Origin of the sequence: Janthinobacterium kochi (assembly GCF_051380715.1) — a bacterium.
Lineage (GTDB): Bacteria > Pseudomonadota > Gammaproteobacteria > Burkholderiales > Burkholderiaceae_D > Janthinobacterium.
Map to the genome: position 1 here is coordinate 130,355 of NZ_JBNYXO010000008.1, position 18,442 is coordinate 148,796.

Genomic DNA, 18,442 nt, shown 5'->3' on the forward strand with positions numbered 1-18,442 from the left:
AGATCAACATGCAACTGCAACAACGACGCATCGGACATAGCGGCCTGCACAGCTCGGCACTGGGCCTGGGCTGCATGGGCATGTCGGAATTTTATGGCGCCACGGACGAGGCGCAATCGATGGCCACGCTGGAAGCGGCCCTGGCGGCAGGCGTGACCCTGTTCGACACGGCCGACGCCTATGGCTTTGGCCACAACGAGCAATTGCTGGGCCGTTTCCTGGCCAGCCATCGCGGCCAGGCCCTGGTCGCCACCAAGTGCGGCCTGGCGCGCGAGGCGGGCAGTTATGCGCGCCGCGTCGACAACTCTCCCGCCTATATCCGTCAGGCATGCGAGGCGTCGCTGGCGCGCCTGGGCGTGGAGGCCATCGACCTGTTTTACCTGCACCGCCTGAACCTCGATACGCCTTTGGCCGATTCGATGGGAACGCTGGCGCAATTGCGGCAAGAGGGCAAGATTCGCGCCGTGGGCCTGTGCGAAGTGAGCGCCGCCACCTTGCGGCGCGCGGCGGCGATCTGCCCCGTGGCCGCCGTGCAGAGCGAATACTCGCTGTGGACGCGCGAGCCGGAGCAGGGCGTGCTGGCCGCCTGCCGCGATGTGGGGGCCAGTTTCTTTGCCTACAGTCCGCTGGGGCGCGGTTTTCTCACGGGCGCCATTGCCGGCGCTGCCAGCCTCGAGGCCGGGGATTTTCGCCAGTTCAACCCCCGTTTCGCGGCCGATAACCTGGCGCGCAACCAGGCCATCGTCGCACAGGTGCAAGTGCTGGCGCGCGCAAAAGGCTGCACGCCGGCCCAGCTGGCGCTGGCCTGGCTGCTGGCGCAAGGCGACGACATCATCCCCATTCCCGGCACCAAGCGCATCGCCTACCTGCACGACAACCTCGGTGCGCTGGACGTGCAGCTGGACGGGGCCGAATTGGCGGCGATGAGCGCAGCCTTTCCCTTGGGCATGGCGGCGGGCGCGCGCTATACGGCGGAAGGCATGAAGGGTGTGGATGCCTGAAAAAGATGAGCCGAGCGTACGCCAGCGTACCTAACTGACGCTTTCGCTGCGGGATAATCCCCGACGATCTGCTAGCATTCCCGCTGGCTCCAGGCACCCGCGCGGCGCTGCGGGGCCGGGGGAGGCAGCATGAATAGAAGGGTGGATGTCAAATTGCTAGATGATGATATTTTCGATATTGAATTGAAGTTATTGCTGGAAGGAATCTTGTTGAGATACCAGCACGATTTCCGCGATTATTCGGTGGCGTCGTTGCGCCGGCGCATGCGCCAGGCCATGGAGCGCTTTGGCTGCGCCAGCCTGTCGCAGTTGCAGGACCGCATCTTGCACGAGCCAGCCATGTTCGCGCAGATGCTGCAGTTTTTCACGGTGCAAGTGAGCGAAATGTTCCGCGATCCCGCATATTTCCGCGCCTTGCGCGAAAAAGTCGTGCCCATGCTGCATACCTATCCCTCCATCAAGATCTGGGTGGCCGGCTGCAGCAGCGGCGAAGAGGTGTGGTCGCTGGCTATCTTGCTGGAAGAGGAAGGCTTGCTCGAGCGCAGCATGATTTATGCGACCGACATCAATGTCGAGGCGCTGGCCGCCGCCGAAGCGGGCATCTATCCGGTCGAGCGCATCGCCCAGTTCAGCGCAAATTACCAGCTGGCGGGCGGCAAGCGCTCGCTGTCCGACTATTACACGGCCGCCTACAAGGGCGCCATCTTTGACCGGCGCCTGCGGCGCCAGTTCGTCTTCGCCGACCATAGCCTGGCGACGGACAGCGTGTTTTCGGAGGTGCACATGGTTTCCTGCCGTAACGTCATGATTTACTTCAATAAAGACTTGCAAGACCGCAGTCTGGGCCTGTTCCACGAAGCGCTGGTGAACCGGGGCTTCCTGGGCCTGGGCATGAAGGAAAGCCTGCACTTCAGCCGCCATGCGGCCAGCTTCAACGAGCTGAGCCCGGCTGTACGCATCTTCCAGCGTGCCTGACATGTTGCCGACCAGCGACGTCGCGCCACCGCCCGCCGGCCTGCGCCTGATCGCCATCGGCGCCTCGGCCGGCGGCGTGGAGGCGCTGGGCATCGTGCTGCGCGCCTTGCCCGCCACCTGCGGCGCGACCGTGGTGGTGGTGCTGCACCTGGCGCCGGGCCGCTCCAGCCAGTTGCCGCAGCTGTATGCGGCGCGCTGCGCGCTGCCCTTGCGCGAAGCGCAGGACAAGGAACCGCTGCAAGGCGGCACCGTCTACTTCGCCCCGCCCGATTACCACCTGCAAATCGAACCCGATGGCTGTTTTTCCCTGTCGCAGGAAGCGCCCGTGTATTTTTCGCGCCCGTCCATCGATGTCCTGCTGGAAACGGCCGCGTACGTCTACCGGCGCGCCATGCTGGCCATCATCTTGACGGGTGCCTCGGCCGACGGCGCGGCGGGACTGGCGCGCGTGCGGCAGCTGGGCGGCAGCGCCTGGGTGCAGGAGCCAACGCGGGCCAGTTGTGGCATCATGCCGGCCGCCGCGCTCAAGCTGGCCGGCGCCGACCGTGTGCTTGATTTGCCGCAGATGGCCGCCAGCCTGGCCTTGCTCGGCGATGGCGAACACAAGTGAATGGGAGTGGAGCAGTGCGTGTAATATATGTGAGAATTGAAACAATGTTTATGACCATATCGAAACACGATGGCGTCTTGCCGTTGCGATGCCTGAAGATGACTCCGTGACCGCACCTATCCATATCCTCGTCGTTGACGACATCGCGCAAAACCTGGTCGCCGCCGAAGCCGTGCTGGCAGGGCCCGGTATTCTCATCCTTAAGGCAAGCTCGGGCGCGCAAGCGCTGGAATTGCTGTTGACGCATGAGGTGGCACTGGCCCTGATCGATGTGCAAATGCCGCAGATGGATGGTTTCGAACTGGCCGAGCTGATACGCGGCAGCGAACGCACGCGCAGCATTCCCCTGATTTTCCTCACGGCCGCGTCGCGCGAACCGAGCTACAGCTTCCGTGGTTACGAGGCGGGCGCCGTCGATTTTCTCTACAAGCCCATCGACGTGAAAGCCTTGCAAAGCAAAGTGGCAGTGCTGGTCCAGCTGTACCAGCAGAAACGCGAATTGTCAGCCCAGCTCGATGAACTCAAGCATGCGCTGCACCTCAATGAACTGTTCACGGCCGTGCTGGGCCACGATTTGCGCACACCCTTGTCGGTGGTGATGAATGGCGCCATGCTGTTGCCGATGATGAGCGACCACCCGAAGGTGATCGTCACGGCGCAGCGCATCGAAAGCAGCGCCAAGCGCATGGCGCGCATGGTCGACCAGCTGCTGGACCTGGCGCGCATCCGTTGCGGCACGATGGAGTTGCGCAGCAGCACGCACGACTACCTGGCGCTGGCGCGCGCCATCGTCGAGGAATGCGAGACGGCGGGCCAGGCCACGCATGTCGAGCTTAGCAGTGTCGGCGAGCTGCACGGGCAATGCGATGCGGGCTTGCTGTCGCAAGTCATTTCGAATCTGTTATGCAATGCCATCACGCATGGCGAGGCGGGCACGCCGGTGCAACTGGCCCTCGACGGGCGCGCCGCCGACAGCATTGAATTGCGCATCGCCAATCGTGGCGTCATCCCCGCCGCCTTGCTGCCGACCCTGTTCGAACCATTCCAGCAGGCGGGCGAAAAGCGCAGGACGGGGCAGGGCCTGGGACTGGGCCTGTACACGGTGAGCATGTTTGTCAAGGCCCACGGCGGTACGGTCGAGCTCAGTTCCACGGCCGCGCAGGGCACGGTTGCGACCGTGCGCATCCCGCGCCAGTGCCAGGTGCGCGTGCAAGCGGGACTGGCCACATGAGCGCGCCAACCTGGCCGCGCGGCGGCGGCGGCATGGGTGAGCTGGTGCGCCAGCGCGACTGGTCCGCGACCAGCCTGGGCGCACTCGATGGCTGGCCGGCCCATTTGCGTACCAGCGTCGATATCGTGCTCCATTCGCCGATGGCGATGGTGCTGATGTGGGGCCCGCAGCACGTGATGATTTACAACGACGACTACATTCCGATCGCCGGGGGGCGCCATCCGGCGGCGCTGGGCGGCACGGTGCCCGCCGTCTGGCCCGAAATATGGGACTGGAACGCGCGCATCCTCGAAGCGGGACTGCGCGGCGAGACGCAGGTGCACCGCGAATGCTGTTTGCCGCTGTTGCGCGGCGGACAGCGCACGGATGTCTATTTCGACCTGTTTTACACGCCCGTACATGGTGCCGACGGTCAGGTGGACGGCGTGCTGTGCACGGCGCTGGAATTGACGGCGCGCATGGAAGAGGGGCGCCAGCTGAAGTTGGCCACGGCCGAGCTGGGCGAACTCAACACCACCTTGCAGACGGAGAGCGAGGCCGTGCGCGCGGCCAACCGCCGCCTGGGCGAAGAGCGCGCGCTGCTGCGTGCCCTGTTCCAGCAGGCGCCCAGCTTCATGGCCCTGCTGCGCGGGCCGCAGCACGTGTTCGAATTGGCGAATGAACATTATCTGCGCCTGGTGGGGCACCGCGATTTACTGGGCAAGACAGTCGAAGTGGCCTTGCCCGAAATCAAGGCGCAGGGCTTCATCGAACTGCTCGACCAGGTCTACCGCACGGGCGAACCTTTCGAAGGGCGCCAGGTGAAGGTGGATTTGCAGACGGCGGACGGGCAGACGGGGCAGCGCCAGATCGACTTTGTCTACCAGCCCATCAAGGATGACGGGGGCGTGGTCACGGGCATCCTCGTCGAAGGCATCGACGTCACCGAGCGCATGGAAGGCGAGGAGCGCTTGCGCCTGGCCCAGCAGGCGGGCGGCATCGGCACCTTCGAATGGTTCCCCGAGACGGGCGCGATGCTGGTGTCGCCGACCTTCCGCCGCCTGTGGGGCATTGCCGACGAGGAAGAAGTGACGGAACGCCTGCTGGTGAGCCTGGTCGATGCGCGCGACCGGCAAAAAGTCGGACCCAGCAAGCTTGATCTGGCGCCCAATCCCCTCGAATATGTGGAATACCGCATCCGCCGTCCCGCCGATGGCGCGCTGCGCTGGATCGCGCGCCAGGGCGAGGTGGTGGCCAGCCGCGTGCCGGGCCAGCGCCGCTACGTGGGCGTGTCGTTCGACGTGACGGACCGGCGCCAGATCGAAGATGAACTCAACGCCAGCCAGGAGCGCATGGCCGCCATTTTCGGCCAGGCCTCGGTGGGCTTGTCCGAGCTGGGTCTCGATGGCAGTTTCCAGCGCGTCAACGGCGCCCTGTGCCGCATGCTGGGCCGTTCCGCCGAAGAGCTGCTGAGCCTGAACATGAACGACATCATGCATCCGGCGGACGTGCCTGGCAACAGCGTGCTGTTCCAGCGCCTGGTGGAAACGGGCGAGTCGTTCTCGCTGGAAAAGCGCTACCTGAAGCCCGATGGCTCGCAAGTGTGGGTATCGAGCAATGTCAGTCGCTTGGTCGATGAGCAGGGTCAGACGCGTTCCCTGATCGCCGTCAAGACGGACATCACGGACCGGCGCCGTGTGGAAAAAGCGCTGCATGAATTGAACGAAACGCTGGAGCACCGTGTCGAACAGGAAGTGGTTGAGCGCACCAAGGCCGAGGATGCCTTGCGCCAGGCGCAAAAGATGGAAGCCGTGGGCCAGCTGACAGGCGGGATCGCACACGACTTTAACAATGTGCTGCAAATTATCTCCGGCAATTTGCATTTGCTGCAGCACCTGACGGGCACGGATGGCGTGATGCGCCAGCGCCTGGACACGGCGATTGCCGCCGTCGAGCGGGGCGCCAAGCTGTCGTCGCACCTGCTGGCGTTTGCGCGGCGCCAGCCCTTGCAACCCGTGGTGGCCGACCTGGCGCGCGTGGTGCGCAACATGGATGCGCTGCTGCGGCGTGCCCTGGGCGAAGCGATCGACATCGTGCTGGTGGGCGGCGGCGGGCTGTGGAATACCCTGGTTGACCGCAGCCAGATCGAGAACGTCATCCTCAACCTGGCCATCAATGCGCGCGATGCCATGGATGGCGTGGGCAAGCTGACCATCGAGCTGGGCAATGTGGTGCTCGACGAGCAGTATGTGCACAAGCTGGTCGATGTGCCGGCCGGCCAGTACGTGATGCTGTCGGTGACGGACACGGGCCGTGGCATGAGCGGGCCTGTGCTGCAGCGCGCGTTCGAGCCGTTTTTCACCACCAAGCCGGAAGGCGCGGGCACGGGCCTGGGCCTGTCGATGGCGTATGGATTCGTTACGCAAAGCCGCGGCCATATTCGCATTTACAGTGAACCTGGCGTGGGCACGGGAGTCAAAATCTATTTGCCCCGTTCCCTGATGGCCGAAGCGGACGAGGAACTGGAATTGAGCGGCGTCGTCACGGGCGGCACGGAAACGGTGCTGGTGGTGGAAGACGACGTGGGCGTGCGCACCACCGTGGTCGACATGCTCGGTGCGCTCGGTTACAAGGTGCTCAAGGCTGAAGATGGCGAAAGCGCGCTGGCCGTGCTGCACAGCGGCGCGCAGATCGACTTGCTGTTTACGGACGTGATCATGCCGGGCCCCGTCAGCAGCACGGAGATGGCGCGCCAGGCGCGCGCGTTGCAGCCCGATATCGCCGTCTTGTTTACCTCGGGCTATGCGCAAGACATCATCGTGCATGAGGGCAGGCTCGACGCGGGTGTGGAATTGCTCAGCAAGCCGTACCGGCGCGAAGAGCTGGCACGCAAGCTGCGCCATGTGTTGGCCAACCGCCAGCAGCAAATGCGCGCGCGCCAGTTTGAACGCTCCGGCGCGCCGATGGCCGGCACTCCGGCGAGCGGCAGCACGGCGGCCAGCGTGCTGGGGGGCGGTACGCCGGGGCTGGACTTGACGGGCCATGCTTTGGTACCGCAGGGTGACATGCCGACATCGATGAAAATTCTCGTGGTGGAAGATAATCTCGATTCCCAGCTGATGGTGTGCGAGCTGGTGGGCATGCTGGGCCACACGGTCAGCGGCGTCTCCGATGGCGAGGCGGCGTGGGAATTGCTCAATGAGCAAGACTTCGATATCCTGTTTACCGATGTCAGCCTGCCAGGCATGTCCGGCATCGCGCTGGCACGCATGGTGCTGCGCGATAAACCGGACATGCGCATCATCTTTTCCACCGGCTATGGCAAGGAGTCGATGGATGAACTGGGCTTTTCCGCCAGTGTCTTGCGTAAACCCTATGATTTGACAGAGTTGCAAGCAGCACTCGACCAACCCTGACGGGCACGCGCCGGCACGGCCTGCCTGTCTCACCCTGCAGAGGCACACATGACTCCTGAACTGGCCATGCTAGGCTGTACTTTGGTGCTGGCGCTGGTGCAAATCCTGTTGCCCGCGCTGTTCCGCACGCGCGAAACAGGCACGGCGTATAACGTGAGCGCGCGCGACGGCGACGGGCCGCCCGTGGGCAAGATCACGGGCCGCTTGCAGCGGGCCCAGGCGAACTTGTTTGAAACCCTGCCCCTGTTCGCTGCCGCCGTACTGATCGCCCACGTGACGGCGCAGGAAAGCGCGCTGACCCTGTACGGCGCGGCCCTGTACCTGGCCGCCCGCGTGCTCTACCTGCCGCTGTACGCGTTTGGCGTGCCGGTCGTGCGCACGCTGGTGTGGTGCGTGTCGATTGCCGGCTTGCTGATGGTCTTCTGGGCCATCCTGTTCGCTTCCTGACGTCCTGCGCCAGCCCCGGCCGTAAAGTGACGGCAAGCTGGCCGCGCCGATTGACCTGGACGCTGTGCCGCAAGCACCGACTCCGCCGCAAGCCCCCGCCGAGCCGTCGTCGCCCCTGCCCGCCGTGGGCTGCTGCGTGTGCGTACCCCGCTACCAGATCGGCACCGTGCTGTCGCTGGCAGGCGACCAGGTCACGATTGCGTTTCCGGAGAACACCACGCGCACCTTCATGGCCGAGTTTGTCGCACCGGCTTGAATCCATGGTGCGCTGTCGAACGGTGATCTGGTGCAAGAGCGCGAGGTTCAGCCCATGCCAACGCGCTTTTTTCACGCAGGGAGCAGGGCATGGCAGACATGGTGATGGTGCGCAAGGAAGGCGTGTATTGTGTGCCGGGTCAGTTCTGCATCGACCCGTGGCGCCCCGTCGAGCGCGCCATCATTACGCGCGCCATGTTTCCGGCTGGGCCAGCAGCGTGCTGCTTTGCCCTCGTCTGGCGCCTTTACGGGTGGCCATGCGGTGCGGCCAGCCGTTGGCGAGCGCGTGTACATGAAGGCCGACGCGGCGGTTTTCCCGCTATCTGCTAACTGCTGAGTGTTTGGTACTTTTGGTGAAAAACTGAAAGTAACTGCGCTACCGTGGGCGGGACTCATCCTACATGCGCTCTTGCCATCCTCCTATTTCTTGCGCCCCATGTGCGCACTAAGATGATGGTTCCCTTGCCATGCGAGGGGAAGAATTGCATGGTTTGCACTGTTTTCCGATTCCATCGATCAAGGAGATCATCATGGCCACATCGAGCGACAATAAACAGCAAGGTAGTAAAACCAGCAGCGCCAGCGGAAGCGGCGGCGGCAGCAAGCAAAGCGATACCAGCAAGCGTGGCTTCGCTTCCATGGACCCCGCCCAGCAGCGCGAAATCGCCAGCGAAGGCGGACGTGCGGCGCATGAAAAGGGCACGGCCCATGAATTCACGTCGGAAGAAGCGCGCCGCGCAGGCAGCCAAAGCCACAAGAACGATGCCAGCCGGCAAAGCGCTTCCAGCTCCGGTGGTACGCGTGAAAATCCCGGCATGTCGCAGGATGGCAACCGCGACAGTGGCAACAAGCAAAGCGGTGGCTCAGGTTCAGGTTCAGGGGCGGGCTCGTCCGGTTCGCGCAACAAGTAAGCGCAAGCCGTAGCAAGGCAGGTCTGACCGGCGGCAGTCACGCATTGCCGCTGGCCAGTCGCGGCACTTTTCGTCCAGCCGCAAAATTTTGATGCAACGCAGCAGGCATGGACTATGATGAAATAGCTGCGCCGGTCACGGCCTGTGCGCAGTCAATTTACAATCAACTCGCACGCACGATCAGGGAGAAGATGATGGGCAAGTCCACTACGCCGCAGCCCGGCAATAGCCAGGGCGGCACGCCGTCCACGGCAGGCAGCAAGCAAAGCACGGCCGAGTCGGCCGAGAGCTTTGTGCTGGTCGATAGCGAGCAAGGACTCGATATTGGCGACGATCTGTTTTCCATTGGCGAAGTGCGGCGTGCCGACCGCTTGCCCCATCATCAGTCCGGCTCCGCCGGGCAGAGTCGGCAGAGCGCCGACGATGCGCCAGATACCACGGGCAGTACCGGCGTCTGAGCTTCCTTCTGACTGTCTGACAATCCCCGCAGGGCCAGCCGCAGGATGTGTTCGCGCACGCCGGCTGGTCATTCCCGCGCATACGCCTGAACGCCAGCTGCTTGCCGGCGCGCACCAGGATAAAATTGGCGATTCTGCTACAGATCGACCCGGCCGTGTTCACCCAGGTCTTTCGGCGGCTCGCCCGTGATGGCGGCCTTGGCCATTTCATAGAATTGCATCATCTTGCTGGCGCTGCTGTCCCAATACTCGGCCGACTGGATCGTCACCTTGATCAGCGACAGCTTCGGGTCGTCGAGCCCGCCCGGGAACCAGGCTTTCATCAGCGGATTCCACAGTTCTTCCGCCTTGGCGCGGTCCTTCAGCAGCTGCGCATGGCCGCAGACGGACACATACAGGCTGTCGCCCGTGTCGACAAAGCTGACATTGACTTGCGGATTGTTCAGCAAATCGCGCGTGTAGGCGGCCTCGTCCGAGACAAAAAACCAGATTTGCCCTGCGTTGTCGACCTGCTGCTGCGTCAGGGGCCGGCTGGTGAGGGTGCGCATGTCGTCGCTGGTGGTCAGCATGCCGAATTTGACGTCCTTGATCTTGGCCGCGATGGCGGCCAGTTGTTCGCTGGAATACGATTGCATGGGGTGCTCCCTTGATGGTTGTCCTGAACAACAGCATAGGCGGGTGCTGCATGCGGCTCTGTACGGCAGCTTACGTAGTGGGGTGCTTTGTTTCAAAACTGTTACAAAACGCTGGCCTGGCGGGCGCCCCACGTATTGACTTAATAAATGATAATCATTATCATTTGTTTGAAGCTATGGGCATGAACTTTGATTGAAGGATGGGAATGAAGCACACTGACTTGTCGCGCCACCTGGCTCGCTCCTTGCCGGGAGCCCTCGATGGGTAATGCGGGCGCCGCAGACAAGGCCAAGAACAATGCCAGTCGCGCCGTCTGGCTGAAGAACTTGCATCAATGGCACTGGATCAGCTCAGCACTTTGCCTGCTGGGCATGTTTCTGTTCGCCATCACCGGCATCACCCTGAATCACGCTGGCCAGATCGAGGCCAAGCCGGCGATCACGCGCCAGCAGGCGCAGTTGCCGGCACCCCTCGTCACGCAACTGGCCGCATATGCGGCCCAGCATGATGGCGCCAATGCTCCCATGCCGGCCGCTGCCGAGACCTGGCTCAAGCAGCAATGGTCGCTCAATGCGGGCGGGCGTCCCGCCGAATGGAGCGTCGACGAAGTGTATCTGCCGCTGCCCAAGGCGGGTGGTGACGCCTGGGTGCGCATCGGCCTGGAAGACGGGGCCGCCGAATACGAATTGACGGACCGGGGCTGGGTGTCCTGGCTCAACGATGTCCACAAGGGCCGCAACACGGGCGTGGCCTGGAGCTGGTTCATCGACATTTTTGCCGGCGCCTGCATCGTGTTTTGCCTGACGGGGCTATTGATTTTGAAGTTCCACGCGGCCAACCGGCCATTTACCTGGCCGATGGTTGGCCTCGGTATCTTGATACCCTGCGTGATCGCCTTGCTGTTTATCCACTGATCGTTTTTACTTTTCTTTTTTACAGGCACACCATGAAATTACGCTACTCCCTGGCGCTTGGCCTTCCTCTGATCGGCACTTCGGCGATGGCAGCCGACCTGGCCCTCAAGCTTGAAATCCCGCAACTGAACGTGGCGGAATATCACCGTCCCTACGTGGCGGCGTGGCTGGAAACGGCCGATCAAAAGGTCGTCGGCAACCTGACGGTGCTGTATGACCTGAAAAAGAAGGACAAGGCAGGCGAGAAGTGGCTGAAGGACATGCGCCAATGGTGGCGCAAGAGCGGCCGCGACCTGGCCATGCCGGTTGACGGCGTCAGCGGCGCCACGCGTGCGCCGGGCGAACATACCCTGACTTTCCCCGGCGCCAAGGCCTTGCTCGACAAGCTGCCGGCCGGCGAATACCAGGTGGTGGTGGAAGCGGCGCGCGAAGCGGGCGGACGCGAACTGGTGCGCGTGCCGTTCCAGTGGCCGTTGAAATCGGCCCAGTCCGTGCCTGCCAAGGGCAAGGAAGAACTCGGCAACGTCGTCGTCCAACTCAAACCTTAAGGCGCCTCTACCATGTTGAAGCAACTCAATAAACCGCTGATCGCCCTGGCCCTGGCCGGCCTGGCCATGAACGCCCACGCCCACCGCGGCTGGATGGTGCCTTCGAGCACAATGGTGGAAAGCAAGGACGCCTGGGTGACGGTGGATGCGGCCGTCTCCGACGGCCTGTTCGAGATCGACCACCAGCCGCTGCGCCTTGACGCGCTGCAAGTGACCGGCCCGGATGGCGCGAAAGTGGCGCCGGCGAATACCGTCACGGGCCGTTTGCGCAGCGTCTTCGATGTGAAGATGGAAAAGCCGGGCACGTACAAGGCGGCCATCGTGTCGCAAAACGTGATGGCCAGCTACAAGCAAAATGGCGAGCAGAAACGTTTCCGCGGCAACGAGGAAACCTTCAAGAAAGACATGCCGGCCGATGCGCAAGACGTGAAAGTCACGCGCACGGCCAGCCGCCTGGAAACCTTCTTCAGCAATGGCGAAACCAGCACGGAAGTGTTCAAGCCGACAGGCGTAGGCCTGGAATTCGTGCCCGTGACGCACCCGAACGACTTGCGCGCGGGCGAAAAAGCCACCTGGCGTTTCCTGGTCGATGGCAAGCCGGCGGCGAACCAGGCCTTCAGCCTGGTGCCTGGTGGCGTGCGCTACCGTGGCGTGCTCGGTGAAATCCGCCAGAGCACCGATGCCAAGGGAGAGATTACGTTTACGGTGCCAGCGGCCGGCATGTATTACCTGAGCAGCACCTGGCCAGCGACCGCACCGGCCGTGGCCGGCCAGCCGCCAGCCATGCCCGAGCGCCGCATGACGTACGCGGCGACCGTGGAAGTGCTGCCGCAGTAAGCGGCGGCGTCTTCACGAGCTCGCCGATGCGCCGGATCCTGCTGCCCCAGCATATTTCCGATCAGGTCGCGCCGCCCGGCGCCGCGATCCGGGACTTGCGCGGCCTGACTATGGGCACCAGCTGGTCGGTGCGCTTGCTGGAGGCCGCCATGCCGGGACGCGCGGGCAGCGCCGATTTGCAGCAGGGCTTGCAGCAGCAACTGGACCTTGTCGTAGCGCAAATGAGCCACTGGAGCGACGCGTCCGATCTGGGCCGCTTCAACCGGGCCGAGCCCGGTAGCTGGCACAGCCTGCCCGCCGCCTTTTGCGAGGTGCTGGGCTTTGCCATGCACGTAGCGCAGGCATCTGGCGGCGCATACGACCCGTGCGCGGGGGCGCTCGTCAACCTGTGGGGCTTCGGTCCCCGCAACCGCTACGATGAGCCCGGCTTCCTGCCGCCGAAAGACGATACCGTGGCACTGCTGCTGTCGCAGCGCCAGCGCAACCGCCTGGAACTGGACTTGCCGGCCCGCCGCGCGCGCCAGCCCGGTGGCTTGCAACTCGATTTGTCCGCCGTGGCCAAGGGCTATGGCGTGGACCGCCTGGCCCGCTACCTGGACAGCCAGGGCATCCACCATTACCTGGTCGAAGTGGGTGGCGAGCTGCGAGGCGCCGGCAGCAAGCCCGATGGCCAGCCATGGTGGGTCATGCTGGAGCAGGTCGATGGCGCCGATAGTGCCGATCATGCACAGCATCCGGCAGAAATGTTGCTGGCGCTGCACGGCTTGTCCGTGGCCACTTCGGGCGACTATCGTCGTTTTTTCCACGATGGCACAGTTCGTTTCTCACACACCATTGATCCGCGCAGCGGCATGCCGATCGCCAATCAACTCGCTTCCGTCACCGTCGTGCACGCCGAATGCATGGCGGCCGACGCCTGGTCGACGGCCCTGACCGTGCTGGGCTTGGATGCCGGCATGGCGCTGGCCGAAGAGCGTGGCCTGGCCGCGCGCTTCCTGCAGCGCGACGGCCTTGGCTACCACGAAACGCTGAGCAGCCACATGCTGTCCATGCTCGACGAATGAACGATTAATTCCATGATTTTTACGCACGATACGACACGGCTGGCCTTGCTGGCCGCCCTGTTCCTCAGTTATGTGGGCGTGTGCCTGTCGCCCTGGCTGCGCGCGCGCGCCAGGCGCCGCGCGTCCGACGCCGCCAAGGCTGCGCTGGCCAATAGTCCCGCCTGGCTGGTGGCGTATGCGAGCCAGACGGGCAATGCCGAGGAACTGGCCGCGCAAACGGCGCGCAATTTGCAACTGGCCAGCATCCCCGTGCGCCTGTGCGTGCTGGCCGAACTCACGGCCATTGATCTGCAGCAAGCCGAACGGGCCTTGTTCCTGGTCAGCACGTATGGCGAAGGCGACGCGCCCGACAATGCGGCCGCCTTCATGGGCCGCTTCATGACGGGCGAGCAGGCGCTGCCGCAATTGCATTATTGCGTGCTGGCTCTGGGCGACCGCAGCTATGGCCAGTTCTGCGGCTTTGGCCGTGCATTGGACGCCTGGCTGGCCGCGCAGGGCGCCTCGCGCCTGTTCCAGCGCATCGAAGTCGACCGCAGCGCCAGCGCCGCCATCGAGCAATGGTTCCAGCACCTGAGCCACCTGGCCGGTACCAGCGACGCACCGGACTGGAGCGCGCCTGCGTTTGGCGACTGGCGTTTGACGCACAGGCAACTGCTCAACCCTGGCAGCGCGGGCGGTGCCATTTATCACGTGGAGCTGGCACCGCTGGCCGGCAGCTTGCCTGACTGGCAGTCGGGCGACCTGGTGCAGGTGGCTGCGCCGCTTGACCCTGCGCAGCCGCGCGAATATTCAATCGCCTCGATTCCGCGCGATGGCGGCGTGCACTTGCTGGTGCGCCAGCATGCGCATCCCGATGGCAGCCTGGGACTGGCCTCGGGCTGGCTCACGGCACAGGCCGCTGTCGGCGACGTGGTGCAGCTGCGCTTGCGCCAGCATCGGCGTTTCCGCCTGGAAGACAATGCCCAACGGCCATTAATTCTGATCGGCAACGGTAGCGGCATCGCCGGCTTGCGCGGCCACCTGAAAAGCCGCGTGCTGGCGGGGCAGCGGCGTAACTGGCTGATCTTTGGCGAACGCAACGCGACCCACGATTTCCATTATCGCGAAGAAATTGAAGGCTGGCATGCCAGCGGCGACCTGCCGCGCCTGGACCTGGCTTTTTCGCGCGACCAGGCCGAGCGCACCTACGTGCAGGACCGCCTGCGCGGCAATGCCGACGAAGTCAGGCTGTGGCTGGAGCAGGGCGCCGCCATCTACATCTGCGGTAGCCTGGCCGGCATGGCGGGCGGCGTCGACCAGGCCCTGCAAGAGATGCTGGGCCGGCCCGCGCTCGATGCGCTGGCGGCCGAAGGGCGCTACCGGCGCGACGTCTACTGATTTTTTGACGCCGCCAGCGCGTTCGCGCACACACGGCTATCATGAATGTTTTATCCGCCGAGGAGACACAGCATGAGCGACAGCATCTACGACATTCCCTTGCGCCGCATCAATGGCGAACCCGCCAGCCTGGACGCGTATCGCGGCAAGGTTGTGCTGGTGGTCAATGTCGCCTCCGCCTGCGGCTTGACGCCGCAGTACGAAGGACTGGAAAAACTCTACGCCGACAAGCAAGCTGAAGGCCTGGTGGTGGCCGGTTTTCCCGCGAATGAATTCGGCGCGCAGGAGCCGGGCAGCAATGCCGAGATCGCCGACTTTTGCCGCGGCACCTACGGCGTGCAATTTCCCCTGTTTGAAAAAATCGTCGTCAAGGGCCCGGGCCAGCATCCGCTGTACCAGCGCCTGGTCGAGCAGCAGCCGCGGGCGCAGGAAAAGCCGGGCAGCGATTTCCGCGCCAAGCTGGCCGGCTACGGCATCACGCAGGAGCAGCCCGGCGATGTGCTGTGGAATTTCGAGAAGTTTTTGATCAGCAAGGATGGCAGGGTGGTGGGGCGTTTCTCGCCCGACACGACGGTCGACGATGCCATCCTGCGCGAGGCCATCGACCGCGAGTTGGCGGCGTAAGTACGCCGCCCTGTGCCGTATTACTCTGCCGTGTTCAGCACGGGAGGTTCCATCTCCCCGCTCACTTCCTGCAAGCCGCGCGCCAGGCTGGAAATGCTGGGGTTGTCGATGAAGACGCAGCGCTTGCCCGTGCGCTTGCAATAATCTTTTACGCGCCAGTAGGCGCTGTGGCTGATGCAGCCCGTTTGGCAAATCACCAGGTCGGCCGCCGCCAGGCTTGAGTCGAGCAGGTTGGCATTGTCTTCCAGGCCGCCGTCGTGGTGGGCAAACTGCGCGCCGACCCGCTCGATCAGGGCGCGGTAGGTGGCGACATTGCCGCTGCGCCCGCCCACGCACAAGACGCTTTGATCGACCAGGCGGATCGGCATTTTCAGCTTGCCGCCCGTCGGCACTTCCAGCTTAGTCGCCGGTGGCGGCACGGCGGCGGTCGGACGTGGCTGGGCTTGCTTCAATTCCGTGATTTGCTGGCGCAATTCCTTTTCGCGCTCATCCATTTGCGCCAGGCGCTCGACCAGGCGCGTGCGCGATTCCAGCGCCGGGATGGCGGCCTGCAATTGCGCCAGATCAAGGCGCAACTCCTCGATGACGCTGTCCTTGCTGATCGAGTCAAACCGCGTGCGCAGCAGCACCGCTTCCTGGCGTTCCAGTTCGCCCGTTTTTTCCATCAGCATGGCTTGGCTGCGCTGTTGCAGCTTGGCCAGTTCGTGCGTCAGGCGCGCATTTTCTTCCTGCAAGGCCGTAAATTTTCCCATGTCGGCACGTACGCAGGCGCCGGCCTGGTGCTGGATCATGTGCAAGTCGCGGCACATCTGCTCTTCCAGTTCGGCATCGCAGCGCGGGTGCGTCAGGCCGGCCCAGAAGGCGCCCGACACGTCGCCGTTGGCGACGGCCGTACGCCACAGCTCGGCCACTTGTTGCGTGGTCTTGGCGCCGCGAAAGCGCAGGATCACAGGGGCGTAGCGGCGTTCGAGTTCCTTTTGCAGGGCTTCGGACAGGCGGTTGCGCGCACCGCATTCGGTCACGGCGCCCACATGCACTTCGTAGTCGTCGGCCAGCACGCGCCCGCCCGTCATCTTGCCCACCAGCTTGCGCAGGTAGCCCAGCGGCAAACCCACGCCGACCAGCGGGCAATGACAGGTGTGCGACAGTTCCCACAGCCGCCGGCGGCGCGAAGTGAGCGCGGCCGTTTCGGCCTCGCCGCTGGAACAATTGCTGATGACGGGCAGGGACTTGTCTTTGTCACACATGGCGATATCCTGTTAGGCGGTGGGGTGTCGAAGAAAAATTATTGCGGCAGGGGAGAGGCAGGGTGCTTGGCGCTCAGCAGGCGTGCCAGGCGCTCAAACAAGGTGGCCTTCGGCGGCGCGGGACGGTGCAGCGCCACCAGCGTGGCCCATTGCTGCGACAATTGCTGGCAGGTCGCTTGCAGCACCGGGCCCAGGCCAGGCGAATTGGATAGCACTTGCAGATGGCGTTCGATGACACCCGCCAGTTTCTCGCAGGGACTGCCAGCATGGTAGTGCGACATCAGGTGCAGCACGGCCGACAGCAGCAATTCAGGCTGTTGGCCCTGCGGGGACGGAAACATCGGGGAAGGTCGGTCGTTCGCCATCAAACACTCCTGTGCGGTGGTTTGGCTGGCTGCGCGCACGGAGCGCGACTGGCTGGCGAGTGTGGTGACTGGCTGCCGTGCTGCTTCAGGCAGTCAGGATCAGCTTGTTCAATTGGGTGACGCGCAGGCGATAGATCTTGCCGCTGTGCTCAATTTCCACTTCGCGGCCCTGCTGCAGCAGCGCTTCGCTGGTGATGCGGCGCGCCGGTTGCGCCATGCTGACGGGCGGACTGACGTGGGCGGTAGCGGCATCCTGGATCAAGGCTGGTTTTGAGCTTTGCATGTTGGGCTTTCTTTGTCTCAGTTGAGAATGATTCGTATTTGCATTATTGTTGAATGTGGCCCGAAAAGCAAGGCTTATTTGTGCGAAATCTGCGCTTTTTTACGGCGCCAGGGCAGCTTGGATGAGGGGGCTGCGCAAAGGCGGCCGCAGGCGCGGCGAGGAAGGGGAGCGGCAGCAAAAAAGACCCGGCAAGGCGGTGCGCGCCTTGGCCGGGTCAAGCCTGTGCCAAGCTTGAAGGAATCGGGATTACTTAAATAGTGGCCAGCAATTGCGCCGAGGCAGTGGCGGCGGCAGCGGTGTCGGCCTTGAGCTTGGCGGCGGCCAGCTGCTTGGCGCGCGAACGCGAAGGCGGCAGACGGCGCAGGGTTTTCAGGGCGTCCGGATCCTTGATGCCGATGGTGCGCTGGTCGACCGTGATCAGGCCGATTTCATTGAAGGCGGACAGGGTGCGGCTGACCGTTTCGAGGGTCAGGCCCAGGTAGCTGCCGATTTCATGGCGCGTCATGCGCAGGTTGAACAGCTTGCTCGAGTAGCCCATCTGCGCGAAGCGGTCGGCCAGCGAGACGAGGAAACGCGCCACGCGGGCTTCGGCGCTAAGGGCCCCCAGCATGCCGATCATCGCCTGTTCGCGCACCAGTTCGCGGCTCATCACGCCGTACATGACATTTTCCAGTTCCAGGTGCACGCGGCCCAGCGCCGTCAGCTTCTTGAATGGCAGCAAGATCAGGTCGCAGTCGGACAGGGCCACCGCTTCCGAGGAGTAATGGCGCGAGTGAATGCCATCGACGCCCAGCATGTCACCCTTCATGGGAAAGCTGAGTACCTGCTCATTGCCGAATTCGTCGATGAGCACGGTTTTCAGGAAGCCCGAATTGACGATATACAGGGTGTCGAAGGGCTGGCCGATGGTGTGCACGCGCTGGCCCGTCTTGAATTGCACGTGCTGGAACAGCAGTTCGTCGGCGGCGATGGTGCAGGCGCTGGAGATATGCAGCAGGTCGCACACCTCTTTCAGGTTCGACCAAAGCCGCCCTTGGCGCTGGCGCCCTGCTTCCATCGGAGAGGAGGGGGCCAGCGATGGAGCGGCAGCGCGGGTTTCAGGCGTTTGCGTGGACAGCATGTTCATCTCCTGGTGACAGGTAGTTCAGAGTTGAATGACAAGGTGCGCAGAACGGCGGGCGGGCAAGGGCCGGCGGCGCGCGTCCAGGCTGGTAAATCTCAATTCGCTGAAGACTTGCTGTGTGATGAAGTAACTTCCCAGCAA

Annotated in this window: 20 protein-coding genes and 1 pseudogene; 16 read left to right on the plus strand and 5 right to left on the minus strand. The window is 63.7% G+C overall.

Annotated features, from left to right (window positions below; translation table 11 throughout):
- Window positions 1–14: 14 nt before the first annotated feature.
- From ACQ4WL_RS18205 to ACQ4WL_RS18250, 10 genes and pseudogenes are all read left to right on the plus strand, one after another.
- On the plus strand, window positions 15–1,001 hold the full coding sequence (locus ACQ4WL_RS18205) for an aldo/keto reductase (RefSeq protein ID WP_436511119.1): 987 nt from the start codon (window positions 15–17) through the stop codon (window positions 999–1,001).
- A 129-nt stretch (window positions 1,002–1,130) separates the two neighbouring features.
- Window positions 1,131–1,976 (plus strand): CheR family methyltransferase, encoded by an 846-nt coding sequence (locus ACQ4WL_RS18210; protein WP_436511005.1) that lies wholly within the window; start codon window positions 1,131–1,133, stop codon window positions 1,974–1,976.
- A 1-nt stretch (window position 1,977) separates the two neighbouring features.
- Complete coding sequence (locus tag ACQ4WL_RS18215; RefSeq protein ID WP_436511006.1) at window positions 1,978–2,586, plus strand: chemotaxis protein CheB; 609 nt, start codon at window positions 1,978–1,980, stop codon at window positions 2,584–2,586.
- Between the two features lie 106 nt (window positions 2,587–2,692).
- Entirely contained in the window at window positions 2,693–3,817 is a 1,125-nt protein-coding gene (locus tag ACQ4WL_RS18220; protein ID WP_436511007.1) for a hybrid sensor histidine kinase/response regulator, read from the plus strand.
- Window positions 3,814–7,212, plus strand: coding sequence for a hybrid sensor histidine kinase/response regulator (locus tag ACQ4WL_RS18225; protein ID WP_436511008.1), 3,399 nt, complete (start codon window positions 3,814–3,816; stop codon window positions 7,210–7,212). The genes ACQ4WL_RS18220 and ACQ4WL_RS18225 overlap by 4 nt, the downstream gene beginning before the upstream one ends.
- A 48-nt stretch (window positions 7,213–7,260) precedes the next feature.
- Window positions 7,261–7,659 (plus strand): MAPEG family protein, encoded by a 399-nt coding sequence (locus ACQ4WL_RS18230; protein WP_436511009.1) that lies wholly within the window; start codon window positions 7,261–7,263, stop codon window positions 7,657–7,659.
- Window positions 7,660–7,723: 64 nt separating this feature from the next.
- Entirely contained in the window at window positions 7,724–7,915 is a 192-nt protein-coding gene (locus ACQ4WL_RS18235) for a hypothetical protein (RefSeq protein WP_436511010.1), read from the plus strand.
- Window positions 7,916–8,004: 89 nt separating this feature from the next.
- A pseudogene (locus ACQ4WL_RS18240) lies at window positions 8,005–8,109 on the plus strand (DNA ligase-associated DEXH box helicase); the annotation flags it as partial.
- Between the two features lie 335 nt (window positions 8,110–8,444).
- Entirely contained in the window at window positions 8,445–8,825 is a 381-nt protein-coding gene (locus ACQ4WL_RS18245; protein ID WP_436511011.1) for a KGG domain-containing protein, read from the plus strand.
- Between the two features lie 194 nt (window positions 8,826–9,019).
- Complete coding sequence (locus tag ACQ4WL_RS18250; RefSeq protein WP_436511012.1) at window positions 9,020–9,283, plus strand: hypothetical protein; 264 nt, start codon at window positions 9,020–9,022, stop codon at window positions 9,281–9,283.
- A gap of 137 nt (window positions 9,284–9,420) precedes the next feature.
- Here ACQ4WL_RS18250 and ACQ4WL_RS18255 read toward each other — a convergent pair whose 3' ends face one another.
- On the minus strand, window positions 9,421–9,918 hold the full coding sequence (locus ACQ4WL_RS18255; protein ID WP_436511013.1) for a pyridoxamine 5'-phosphate oxidase family protein: 498 nt from the start codon (window positions 9,916–9,918) through the stop codon (window positions 9,421–9,423).
- A gap of 261 nt (window positions 9,919–10,179) precedes the next feature.
- On the opposite strand from ACQ4WL_RS18255, the gene ACQ4WL_RS18260 reads away from it, so the two are divergent.
- The 6 genes from ACQ4WL_RS18260 to ACQ4WL_RS18285 all read left to right on the plus strand — a co-directional run bounded on the left by ACQ4WL_RS18260 (window position 10,180) and on the right by ACQ4WL_RS18285 (window position 15,283).
- Window positions 10,180–10,833, plus strand: coding sequence for a PepSY-associated TM helix domain-containing protein (locus ACQ4WL_RS18260; protein ID WP_436511014.1), 654 nt, complete (start codon window positions 10,180–10,182; stop codon window positions 10,831–10,833).
- 32 nt (window positions 10,834–10,865) lie between these two features.
- On the plus strand, window positions 10,866–11,381 hold the full coding sequence (locus tag ACQ4WL_RS18265) for a DUF2271 domain-containing protein (protein WP_436511015.1): 516 nt from the start codon (window positions 10,866–10,868) through the stop codon (window positions 11,379–11,381).
- Between the two features lie 12 nt (window positions 11,382–11,393).
- Window positions 11,394–12,218, plus strand: coding sequence for a DUF4198 domain-containing protein (locus ACQ4WL_RS18270; protein WP_436511016.1), 825 nt, complete (start codon window positions 11,394–11,396; stop codon window positions 12,216–12,218).
- Window positions 12,219–12,244: 26 nt separating this feature from the next.
- A complete protein-coding gene (locus tag ACQ4WL_RS18275; RefSeq protein WP_436511017.1) occupies window positions 12,245–13,282 on the plus strand; it encodes an FAD:protein FMN transferase in 1,038 nt (345 codons plus the stop codon).
- Window positions 13,283–13,294: 12 nt separating this feature from the next.
- Window positions 13,295–14,659 (plus strand): sulfite reductase subunit alpha, encoded by a 1,365-nt coding sequence (locus tag ACQ4WL_RS18280; protein WP_436511018.1) that lies wholly within the window; start codon window positions 13,295–13,297, stop codon window positions 14,657–14,659.
- 72 nt (window positions 14,660–14,731) lie between these two features.
- Complete coding sequence (locus ACQ4WL_RS18285) at window positions 14,732–15,283, plus strand: glutathione peroxidase (RefSeq protein ID WP_436511019.1); 552 nt, start codon at window positions 14,732–14,734, stop codon at window positions 15,281–15,283.
- Between the two features lie 20 nt (window positions 15,284–15,303).
- Here the strand turns inward: ACQ4WL_RS18285 and ACQ4WL_RS18290 are convergent, their stop codons facing one another.
- From ACQ4WL_RS18290 to ACQ4WL_RS18305, 4 genes are all read right to left on the minus strand, one after another.
- Window positions 15,304–16,530: a DUF2325 domain-containing protein gene (locus ACQ4WL_RS18290; protein ID WP_436511020.1), complete on the minus strand. Its 1,227-nt coding sequence runs from the start codon at window positions 16,528–16,530 to the stop codon at window positions 15,304–15,306.
- 38 nt (window positions 16,531–16,568) lie between these two features.
- The gene (locus ACQ4WL_RS18295) at window positions 16,569–16,895 is read right to left on the minus strand and encodes a hypothetical protein (protein ID WP_436511021.1); all 327 of its coding nucleotides are present in this window, start codon (window positions 16,893–16,895) and stop codon (window positions 16,569–16,571) included.
- Window positions 16,896–16,980: 85 nt separating this feature from the next.
- Window positions 16,981–17,178 carry a hemin uptake protein HemP gene (gene hemP, locus ACQ4WL_RS18300; protein WP_436511022.1) on the minus strand — a complete coding sequence of 66 codons (198 nt, stop codon included), beginning with the start codon at window positions 17,176–17,178 and terminating at the stop codon, window positions 16,981–16,983.
- A gap of 250 nt (window positions 17,179–17,428) precedes the next feature.
- On the minus strand, window positions 17,429–18,235 hold the full coding sequence (locus ACQ4WL_RS18305; protein WP_092797003.1) for a Crp/Fnr family transcriptional regulator: 807 nt from the start codon (window positions 18,233–18,235) through the stop codon (window positions 17,429–17,431).
- Window positions 18,236–18,442 lie beyond the last annotated feature (207 nt).